Below are 10,271 nucleotides of genomic sequence, written 5' to 3' on the forward strand. Positions count from 1 at the left end.
TGGCCGAACGGCCGCTCGTGCTGGTGCCCCTGACCACGGCGGGCGAGGCGGGCGCCCCGCTCGGCGCGCTCGTCGGCACGGACCGGGAGGCGCCCCGGCTGCTGGCCGTCGCCCAGCCGCGCGACCGGGACCTGCGGTTCGCGTTCCTCGCCGAGCTGGCCGAGGCGGTCCTGCCGCACATCGAGGCGTACGCGGACGTCGTCGAGCCCGCCGAGCGCAACGAGACGGATCCGGCGACCGGGAAGCGGGTCAAGGTCGAGACGGAGCTGTGCGTGGACGCGGCGCAGATCGTCGTCCCGAGCCGGGCGGGCATCGAGTTCGTCCGGCTGCTCGGCCGCTCCATGCGCTTCCGGCGGACCGCCGAGGACGACCCGGACACGCCCTATCCGGCGCCCGCCCGGGTCCCGCTGCTCGGCCGCTGGCTGACGCACTACGGGGAGCGGGCCCGGGTCCCCGGCTCGTCCCTGCTGCTGGCCTGCACGGACCTGCTGAACCGGCACTGGGCGACCGGGCAGTCGAATCTGGAGGACCAGCATCTGGGGGCCCTGCTCGCCTGGATCGACCCACCGGCCGGTGAATCCGGTGCGGAGGCGGCGCTCCGGGCCGAGCTGGCCCGGGACGCGGCGGGCCAGCTGCTGTGTCCGCCGGCCGGCCCGGCGACCGATCCGGACTTCGACAACCGGCTGCTGGCCCCGGCGATCGAGAAGTACGACCGGGCGCGCGCCTCGTTCGCGGCGGCCGAGGACGGGCTCGCGGCCGATGCCCGGCTGGCCGAGCTGTCCGGGGCCGAGCGCGGGATCCGGGCGCTGCTGGCCGGGGTGCTGCTGCCGACCTGGGACGCGGTGTGGCACGGCCTGGACCTGCTGCGGGAGCTGCCCGAGGGGACCAGGACCGAGGACCGCTGGACCCGGGACCGCTGGTCGTTCACCGCCCACCGCGACCGGGTGCGCTCAGGTGAGCCGCCCCAGCCGCGCCGGGACGACGCGGTGACGGCCGCCCGCAAGCTGGCCGCCCGGGAGACGGCCCAGGCGCAGCTGGAGGCGCAGGAGGCGCTGGACGATCCGCTCGTCCTGGCGGGCCGCCGGCTCGCCGGGGAGGCGTTCATCGGTGAGGTGAGCGCGGTGGAGATGGCGTACAGCGAGTCGAAGCGGCCCTCGCCGCGCCCGCTGGTCACGGTCCGCACCGAGGAGCGGCCGCAGCTGGGCGCGGGGGTGAAGGTCTACCGCTCGCTGGACGGCAAGCCGCAGACCGCCGAGTTCGTGGCGTACGGCCCGGTGGACGGGGAGGACGGCGGCGGGCCGGCGCTGGTGCTGCGGATCACGGACCGGATGGGGCGCGGCAAGGAGCCGGCCCCGGGGTCGGTCCCGGAGGCGGGCGACCGGATCGCCTGGACCCTGTTCGAGCACGACCAGCGCGGCGGGCCGCAGCTGCCGGACGCGGAGGAGACGCCGTGGACCCACGGCGGCCCGCCGGGCGGCCTCGAAGCGGCCGAGCTGCCCGACCCCGTGACCCCGGAGGACGTTCTGTGACGGCCGTATTCGACCCGGGCGCGGCGGCGGGCCTGGCCACCGCGAGGATCCTGGACGACACGCTGAACGGCACGGCCCGGGGGGTCGTCGTGGACTCCCCGCCGGGGGCGGGGAAGTCGACGCTGGTGGTGCGCGCGGCGCTGGAGCTGGCGGCGGCGGGCCGGCCGCTGATGGTGGTCGCCCAGACGAACGCCCAGGTGGACGACCTGGTGGTGCGGCTGGCGGAGAAGGACCCCGGGCTGCCGGTGGGCCGGCTGCACAGCAGCGACTCCGATCCGTACGACAAGGTGCTCGACGGCCTGGCGAATGTGCGCAAGTCGGCGAAGGCGGCGGATCTGGCCGGGCTCGACGTGGTCATCTCGACGGCGGCGAAGTGGGCCCACGTGAAGAACGTGGAACCGTGGGGGCACGCGATCGTCGACGAGGCGTACCAGATGCGTTCGGACGCGCTGCTGGCCGTGGCCGGGCTCTTCGAGCGGGCGCTGTTCGTGGGCGACCCGGGCCAGCTGGACCCGTTCTCGATCGTCGGCGCCGACCAGTGGGCGGGGCTGAGCTACGACCCGTCGGCCAGCGCGGTGAGCACGCTGCTCGCGCACAATCCGGAGCTGCCGCAGCACCGGCTGCCGGTCTCCTGGCGGCTCCCGGCGTCGGCGGCGCCCCTGGTGTCGGACGCGTTCTACCCGTACACCCCGTTCCGCAGCGGCACGGACCACGGGGACCGGCGGCTGTCCTTCGGGGTGGCGTCGGACGGGTCGGCGGCCGACCGGGTGCTGGACGAGGCGGCGGAGTCGGGCTGGGGGCTGCTCGAACTGCCGGCCCGGCACACCCCGCGCACCGACCCGGAGGCGGTGCGGGCGGTCGCCCTGGTGGTGCGGCGGCTGCTGGACCGGGGCGGCGCGGCCCTCAGCGAGCGGTCGCCGGACCCGGCCCCGGTGACGGCGGACCGGGTGGCGGTCGGCACGGCCCACCGCGACCAGGCGGCGGCGGTGCGCGCGGCGCTGGCGGAGCTGGGTGTGTCGGGGGTCGCGGTCGACACGGCGAACCGGCTCCAGGGCCGCGAGTTCGACGTGACGGTGGTGCTGCACCCGCTGTCGGGGCGGCCGGACGCCACCGCGTTCCACCTGGAGACGGGCCGCCTGTGCGTCCTGGCGTCCCGGCACCGGCACGCGTGCGTCGTGGTCTGCCGGGAGGGCGTCGCGGACCTGCTGGACGAGCATCCGTCGACGGAGCCGGTCCAGCTGGGCGTCACGGTGAAGTTCCCGGACGGCTGGGAGGCGAACCACGCGGTGCTGGCGCATCTGGCGGAACACCGGGTGCGCTGGGGGTGTTGAGTGCGCCGGGGGCGGGGCCCGGACGGCGCACGCCCCCGCGACGGGGACCACCGCGCCCTTGCGGCGGTCTGGACAATGGGAGGGTGGCCGTCGGGCCGTCCGAGGAGGAAGACCACATGGCACAACCCGAGCAAGGTGAGCAGCGGCGGCTGCGTCCCGCCCCCCTGCTCTTCGAGCCGGCGGCGGCCGTCGCGGACCCGGAGCACTTCTTCGACCTGGAGTCGATGGACGATCCGAAGGAGCTGCTGGGCCGGGCGACGGAGCTGGCCCTCGCCTTCCGCGCCGCGACCGACCGCGCGGTGGAGTTCCAGGCGATAGCGGCGGCCCAGCTGGCCGACCCGCGCCGGTTCGACCGGCTCACGACGGCGGACATCGCGCGGCGCGCGGAGTGGACCGAGGACTACGCGAAGAAGATGGTCGAGTTCGGCCGCAGTTTGCTGAACACTCCGCAGCCCTAAGGGCTGTCCCGCAATTCCCGGCGGGCGCACGACGACAGCTGCGGCACCTCGCCGCGTTGTCGAAACGCCCGAATACGTCCAGTATGCGGGCGCCTCTCCGCCTTGCGATGCACCGCATCTGACGCCGCGCGCTGATCCACCGGGAATTGCGGGACAGCCCTTAGGCAGGGGCCCCCGGGTACCACCACCGGCATATGCCCGGGCGAACCATACTCCCCGCGCTGTCCTTCTGTCCCGATTTCCGGCAACTCTCGGAATCCGGTTGATCACTCCGGGTAGACCTGTGCACATGACCGCATGGCTGCCCGACGAAACGACCCTGCACCACGGCGACGGACCCTGCCTCCCCGCCGGCCACGAGGCCGACCTCTTCTCGGCACTGCGCGAGCCCGCGCGGAACCAGACGGCCCAGATCACGGCGGCCGGTGCCGCGTGGCTGGCCGGGGCGACGGCGTACCCGCGCAGCGCCCTGGCCCAGTGGGAGTCGCGCCCGACGGCGCCCGGGGTCCTGCCGTGCGGCACGGCGTTCGACGTGGTGAACGTACCCACGCTGTTCGGGCGCCGGATGCTGGAGCACCTGTGGGCGGACGGCCCGGGGTCGGGTCCGGTCGCCTCGCACCGGGGCCGGATGCTGCTCTTCGCCTCCCCCGGAACGGCCCAGCGACTGCCGTCGCTGCTGGACTGGGAGGAGTGGGGCGGCGGCCCGCAGAGCCGGAACGGCGGTGGTACGAAGGTGCCCCCGCTGCTCTGCCACGGCACCGGGGACGCGGTGACGGTCCCACCCCTGACCTGCACAGAGAGCGACACGGGGCCCCGCTGGCTGGTGGCTCCGGACACGCGGACCCCCTGGCTCCCGGGGCCGGACGTGCTGCTCTGGGCGTGCGTCCGGGTGGCCCGGTCGGCGCCCGCCCCGACGCCCCGGATTTCGATTTTTCCTCTCACGGATCCGAGTGCTAAGGTCTACGACGTCAGCAGGCGCCGCTAGCTCAGTTGGTTAGAGCAGCTGACTCTTAATCAGCGGGTCCGGGGTTCGAGTCCCTGGCGGCGCACAGACGGAAGAAGCCCCTCGCGGAAGCGGGGGGCTTCTTCGTCGTCCGGCGCCGGTCCGGTCAGGTCCCGGTGGTGATGCGGACCGTGTACGCGCCCGAGGGCGTCCGGTCGGCCACCTCGACCGTGGCGTGCGCACCGGGCACGGAGTACGTCTCGCCGACGCGCAGCGGCGCGTCGGCGAGCGGCGGGTAGACCGAGCGCTCCCAGCAGGCGTCGCTGTCCGGATGCGTGTCGAGCACCTCGACCGGGCCGCCGCCGGACGGGGTCTCGTTGCGCACCCGGTAGAGCAGGATGCCCTCGGCGCAGGTCGAGAGGTCGTTGCCGGTGGAGCCGCGCGCCTCGACGGCCACCGCACTGCCCTCGCCGGTCCTGAGCACGGCGAGCCGGGTGCCGAGGGAGGCGCCGGGCACGGGCACGTCGGCCATCGGTTCGAGGGTGACGACGCGGTCGCTCTGGACGCAGACCACCTGCCGGTCGTCCAGCCAGCCCAGCTTCCACTTGTGCCAGCCGAAGAGGTCCGGCGACAGGCCGAACTGGCTGCCCATGACGTCCCAGTCGCCGACGTAGGTGTCCCAGTCGCCCTTGCCGTCGGTGGGCCGGTGGTAGAGGTCGGGGAGGTCGAAGACGTGTCCGGTCTCGTGGGCGAGGACGTTGTGGTCCGGCGGGTGCTGCTCGAAGACGGTGACGACGCGCCTGATGTCCGTACCGTCGGCGTGCAGCGGCCGGTCGAAGTTGACGACCTTGGTGGCGTCCGAGTCGACGCCGGGGGCGTCCGGGTCCGCGACGAGGTAGACGATGTCGTAGCGCGAGAAGTCGATCCGCTCGTCGGCCACGCGGATGGCGTCGCGCAGATAGGCGCTGCGCCGGTCGCTGGCCCAGTCGCGCCGTATGCCGTACCAGGTCGAGGGCTTCGGCATCCGGATCCACTCCCGCTGCGGATGCGGGCGCAGCGTGAACTTCCCGTACGAGGCGCGCCGGAAGAACCGCGTGGTGGACGGGAAGTAGTCCGAGGCGATTTCGGCGGGGGTGGTGGCCGGCTCGGCGTCCGGGAACGAGAGGAAGACCATCACCGCGTCCAGGGCGTGGTCGGGGCGCGGATAGGCGCCGTTCCAGCGGTCGACGCCGAGGGAGTGGTGCGCGGGGGTGCGGGGCAGCGCGCAGGGGGCGGCGTCCCCGGCTGCGGCGGCGGCGGGCCCGGCGACGAGGGAGGTGGCGGCGAGCGCCAGCAGCGAGACCAGCCCGGCGGCCAGTCCGCGCGGACTCGGCCTCTCCACCCCTGAGGGCCCGGGCTGACGCGGCACATCTACCTCCGGTACGGGGAGCGGACACCTAGGGCCGCGGATGGCTCCGGCACGGGGCACGGACCCAGGAACCCTTCCGTCCACTTTGTAGCGTTATGGCCGTTTCGTCATGCTGGACTCCCCCAGCCGTGTCGCCCACTTCCCCATCCACGCTCTTCACAGACAGTCACAATCGATCACCGATGCAGCCCGAGCGAACAGAGGTGCACAGAAAGAATCAGTCAGGGACAAACCGGATCGGCGTCCGCATGGGCCGTGCGAGTCGCGAACGGGGTGCCCTAGGGCCGGGGCGCTGGATCGGCCCCGGACGCGCCCTCTATGCTTCACCTCGCTTTCCCGCGCGGATTCCGCCTCCGACGACGGCGCTCCACGCGGCGGGCCAGTCCGGTCAGAGGCGTCCGGGACAGAACTGCAGGGCGGAGCGAACGGTGAGCGCAACCTCCGGAGGGCCGGACCCCGAGGCGCCCTCCGCACAGCGACCCGGCATCACGCAGAGTCACGGAACGTGGCCGCCCACCGCGCCCGCCACCGGGGCGCACGACTACCGGGCCGCGTTCCGTGCCGCGGCCCTGCCGATGGCCGTGGTCGACCACGAGGGCCTGATCGTCACCGCCAACGAGGCGCTTGGCGCACTGGCGGGCACCGGGGCGGCGGCGCTCACCGCGCAGTCGGCGGCCGACCTGGTCGACCTCGCGGCGGACGCCCGCGCCTGGCACGCGTACCGCGAGGTGCTGCACGGCCGGCGCTCCCGCTTCCGCTGCACCCGCCGCCTCAAGCACCCCGACGGGCGCTCGCTGTGGGCCGAGATCACCGTCGTACCGCTGCCCGACGCCCGGCAGGCACACCGCGACGGCGCGCCCGGTCAGGTGCTGCTCTCCGTCGCGGACGTCAGCGACCGGCGCGAACTCCAGAAGCGGCTGCGCCACCTCCAGATGCACGATGCGGTGACCCGGCTGCCCAATCGGGCGCTGTTCTTCGAGCGGCTGTCGGCGGCCCTGCGCACCCCGCCGCACGAGGACGGCGCCGGTTCCCGGGTCGGGCTCTGCTACCTGGACCTGGACGGCTTCAAGGCGGTCAACGACACCCTGGGGCACCGCGTCGGCGACCGGCTGCTGGCGGCCGTCGCCGCCCGCCTCACGGACTGCGCCGAGCAGGAAGGGGCGTATCCGGCCGGCGCCCCGCTGGTGGCCCGGCTCGGCGGCGACGAGTTCGCGGTCCTGGTCGAGGGGTCCACCGGCCCCGAGCAGCTGACCGGCCTCGCCCGCACCGTGCTGGGCGCCCTCCAGCAGCCGTTCGACCTGGGCGGGCAGCGGCTGGCGGTCTCGGCGTCGATCGGGGTGGTGGAGCGGCCCGTCGCGGGCACCTCCGCCACCGGTCTCATGCAGGCCGCCGACACCACGCTGTACTGGGCGAAGGCGGACGGCAAGGCCCGCTGGACCCTGTTCGACCCGGAGCGCAACGCCCACCGGATGACCCGCCAGGCGCTCTCGTCCACGCTCCGCCCGGCCGTGGAACGCGGCGAGTTCACCATCGAGTACCAGCCGCTGGTCGGCCTGGCCGACGGGGTGGTGCGCGGGGTCGAGGCCCTGGTGCGCTGGAACCACCCGCAGTTCGGCATGCTCTCGCCGAATCGGTTCGTCGCGATCGCCGAGGAGGACGGCTCGATCGTGCAGCTCGGCCGCTGGGTGCTGCGCTCCGCCTGCCGTCAGGCCAGGCGCTGGCAGCTGGACCACCCGGCGCGGCCGCCGCTGTTCATCAGCGTCAACGTCGCGGTGCGCCAGGTCTGGGACTCCGACCTGGTCACCGATGTCGCCGAGATCCTCGCGGAGACCGGGCTCGACCCGGCGCTGCTCCAGCTGGAGCTGACCGAGTCCGCGGTGATGGGCTCGGCCGGCCGCCCGCTGCGGGCCCTTCAGGCGCTCAGCGACATGGGCGTGCGCATCGCCATCGACGACTTCGGCACCGGCTACTCGAACCTCGCCTACCTGAGCCGCCTCCCGGTGTCCGTGCTCAAGCTGGACGGCGCGTTCGTACGCGGTTTCCGGTACGAGGACGGCGCGCATCCCAGCCCCGCCGACGAGACGATCGTCGAGGCCATGGTGGAGCTGGCGCACCGGCTGGGCCTGACCGTCACCGCGGAGTGCGTGGAGACCGCCGGCCAGGCCGAGCGGCTGCGCCGGATCGGCTGCGACACCGGACAGGGCTGGCTCTACTCGCGGGCGGTCGCCCCGGAGCGCATCGCCGAACTGATCGGGACCCGCGCCCCGGGGGTGTGACGCCTACACCTCGGGCATGCCGTACGCGTCCGCGATCAGGCCGTAGCTGCGCAGCCGGGCCTCGCCGCCGTGGGCGTTGGCGGTGATCATCAGCTCGTCGGCGCCGGTGCGCTTGGCCAGGTCGTCCAGGCCGGAGCGGACCTCGTCGGCGGTGCCGTGGACGATGTTGACCAGCCAGTTGTCCACGAACTCGCGCTCCATCGGGGAGAAGGCGTACGCCTCCGCCTCCTCGGGCGTGGGTACGAGACCGGGCCGCCCGGACCGCAGCCGGAGCATCGACAGCGCGCCGGTCAGCACCTGGCGCCGCGCCTCGCGCTCGTCGTCGGCGGCCAGCGCGGCCACGCCGATCAGGGCGTACGGGGCGTCGAGCACCGTGGACGGCTTGAAGGAGTCCCGGTACAGCTCCAGGGCCGGCACGGTGTTCTGGGCCGAGAAGTGGTGCGCGAAGGCGAACGGCAGCCCGAGCACCCCGGCGAGCCGGGCGCTGAAGCCGGAGGAGCCGAGCAGCCAGATGGGCGGGCGCCCCGGGGACTGGACGCCGCCCTCGGCGGTGGCCTGGACGGGTCCGGGGACCGCGTGGATGCGGGCGTAGGGGTGGCCGTCGGGGAAGTCGTCGTCCAGGAACCGGGTCAGCTCCATCAGCTGCTGCGGAAAGTCATCCGCACCCTCGTTGAGCCGGTCCGTGCGCCGGAGCGCCGCCGCCGTGGCGCCGTCCGTGCCGGGGGCGCGGCCCAGGCCGAGGTCGACGCGGCCGGGGGCCATCGCCTCCAGGGTGCCGAACTGCTCGGCGATGACGAGCGGGGCGTGGTTGGGCAGCATGACGCCGCCCGAGCCGAGCCGGATGCGCTCGGTGCGGGCGGCGGTGTGGGCCAGGATCACGGCCGGGGACGAGGAGGCGACGCCGGGCATCGAGTGGTGCTCGGCGACCCAGTAGCGGTGGAAACCCCGGCGCTCGGCCAGCTGGGCGATCTCCACGCCGGTCCGCAGGGCCTGGCTCGCCGTGCGGCCCTGGCCGACGGTGACCAGGTCCAGCACGGACAGCGGCACGGGGGCGGTGCCCCGAACCCTGCCGCGGATCTCGTCGCCCTGGATCTCTTCGCCTCGAATCTCGTCCACGTTCTGGCCTCTCCGGTGGTGCGCTTCAGTGCCTCGTCTGTCCGGAGAGCACGAACAGGAGGAGGGCTCCGTTTATTCCGGGCGCAGCCCTCGCCGCCTCTTCCTACACGCTCTTCCTCCCGTGCGCGTACGCCCTCCCGCTGCCCCGGCTCACCGGGGCCGGCGGCTGCTCGCGGTGGGCGAAGAGCGTCCCGAGCCGCGGCGCCCAGGCCGGGCGGTCGGCCAGCCGCAGGGCCTCGCGGGCCGCCACCTGGTTCGCGGTGAGGACGGGTTTGCCGAGCGCCTCCTCCAGCTCGGGGAGGTGGGCGACGGTGTGCAGGGCCGTGTCGGGGATCAGGACGGCCTCGGCCTCGGGGCGGTCGGCGGCCCTGGCCAGTTCGAGCACCCGTCCCGCGTCCCAGGAGGCGGCCTCGGCGGCTTCGGTGACGCCCGCCGCGTGGGTTCCGGTCACCTCCAAGCCGGTCTCCCGGAGGAACGCGGCGAACCGCTCGGCCACCGCTTCCGGGTAGCTCGCGGCGACCGCGACGCGCTCGGCGCCCAGCTTCCGTACCGCGTGCACGAAGCCGATCGAGGTGCTGGACGCGGGCACGCCCGCCGCCCGGGCGAGGGCCGCGACCTGGTCGTGGGCGCCCTGCCACCCGTACAGGAAGCTGCCGCCGTCGCAGGCCCAGACGATGGACTGGACCCCGGAGCGCTGCAGCTCCTCGATGCCCGCGGCGAGCCGGCCGGGGGTGCCCAGCGCGCTCAGGGCCTCCTCGCGGTAGGTGGCGTCCGGGCTCTCGGTGTGGTGGACGACGAGTCTGATGGTGCTGTCGAGGAGGACCTCCATGCGCGGGTAGTCGTCCTCGGCGAAGTGGCCCGGGTAGAGGAATCCGACGGTCGTCATGTCCACCCTTTCTCTGCGCCTGCGTCTGTGCCGCACGCGATCGCGACGGCACTGACCGGTTTCCCCGCTCCTGTTCCAGTATTCCGCCATCCGGCCCGGTTCTCGCCCCGGGCGGCCCGTGCGCGCATGAACGGCGGAGGGACGGGCACCCGTCGCGGTACGGAGCCGGGGCGCGCGGACATCCCGCGCAAACCCGCCATCCGGCCTGCGCGTGGACACGGGAAGGTCACCCTCCGGCCACCGTTCGATTACATGCGTCCTCTTCCTGAATAGAAACCCCGGATCGGGCAGGCGCCAAGGGCCTGTCCGGCGGGTCCTCGTGAT

The 10,271-nt window shown here is 74.1% G+C and carries 8 protein-coding genes and 1 tRNA gene; 6 read left to right on the forward strand and 3 right to left on the reverse strand.

The window, feature by feature from the left end:
* The 5 genes from G3I41_RS22175 to G3I41_RS22195 all read left to right on the forward strand — a co-directional run.
* The coding region (locus G3I41_RS22175; protein WP_164402157.1) for a hypothetical protein at positions 1 to 1,529 on the forward strand (1,529 nt) is incomplete at its 5' end.
* Positions 1,526 to 2,860, forward strand: a complete 1,335-nt coding sequence (locus tag G3I41_RS22180) for an AAA family ATPase (RefSeq protein WP_164402158.1) — start codon at positions 1,526 to 1,528, stop codon at positions 2,858 to 2,860. The genes G3I41_RS22175 and G3I41_RS22180, both read left to right, overlap by 4 nt.
* A 116-nt stretch (positions 2,861 to 2,976) precedes the next feature.
* Positions 2,977 to 3,318, forward strand: a complete 342-nt coding sequence (locus tag G3I41_RS22185; RefSeq protein ID WP_164402159.1) for a hypothetical protein — start codon at positions 2,977 to 2,979, stop codon at positions 3,316 to 3,318.
* Between the two features lie 289 nt (positions 3,319 to 3,607).
* Entirely contained in the window at positions 3,608 to 4,303 is a 696-nt protein-coding gene (locus G3I41_RS22190) for a bifunctional DNA primase/polymerase (RefSeq protein WP_164402160.1), read from the forward strand.
* Positions 4,294 to 4,367, forward strand: a tRNA-Lys gene (locus tag G3I41_RS22195). The genes G3I41_RS22190 and G3I41_RS22195 overlap by 10 nt, the downstream gene beginning before the upstream one ends.
* A gap of 60 nt (positions 4,368 to 4,427) precedes the next feature.
* Here the strand turns inward: G3I41_RS22195 and G3I41_RS22200 are convergent.
* A complete protein-coding gene (locus G3I41_RS22200) occupies positions 4,428 to 5,642 on the reverse strand; it encodes a M6 family metalloprotease domain-containing protein (protein WP_164402161.1) in 1,215 nt (404 codons plus the stop codon).
* A gap of 512 nt (positions 5,643 to 6,154) precedes the next feature.
* Between G3I41_RS22200 and G3I41_RS22205 the strand changes: the two genes are divergently transcribed.
* Positions 6,155 to 7,945, forward strand: a complete 1,791-nt coding sequence (locus tag G3I41_RS22205; RefSeq protein ID WP_164402164.1) for an EAL domain-containing protein — start codon at positions 6,155 to 6,157, stop codon at positions 7,943 to 7,945.
* A gap of 3 nt (positions 7,946 to 7,948) precedes the next feature.
* Here the strand turns inward: G3I41_RS22205 and G3I41_RS22210 are convergent, their stop codons facing one another.
* A complete protein-coding gene (locus G3I41_RS22210; protein WP_164402162.1) occupies positions 7,949 to 9,061 on the reverse strand; it encodes an LLM class flavin-dependent oxidoreductase in 1,113 nt (370 codons plus the stop codon).
* A gap of 103 nt (positions 9,062 to 9,164) precedes the next feature.
* On the reverse strand, positions 9,165 to 9,947 hold the full coding sequence (locus tag G3I41_RS22215) for an aspartate/glutamate racemase family protein (protein WP_164402163.1): 783 nt from the start codon (positions 9,945 to 9,947) through the stop codon (positions 9,165 to 9,167).
* Positions 9,948 to 10,271 lie beyond the last annotated feature (324 nt).

This window comes from Streptomyces sp. SID9727 (assembly GCF_010550605.1).
In the GTDB taxonomy this organism is placed as follows: domain Bacteria; phylum Actinomycetota; class Actinomycetes; order Streptomycetales; family Streptomycetaceae; genus Streptomyces.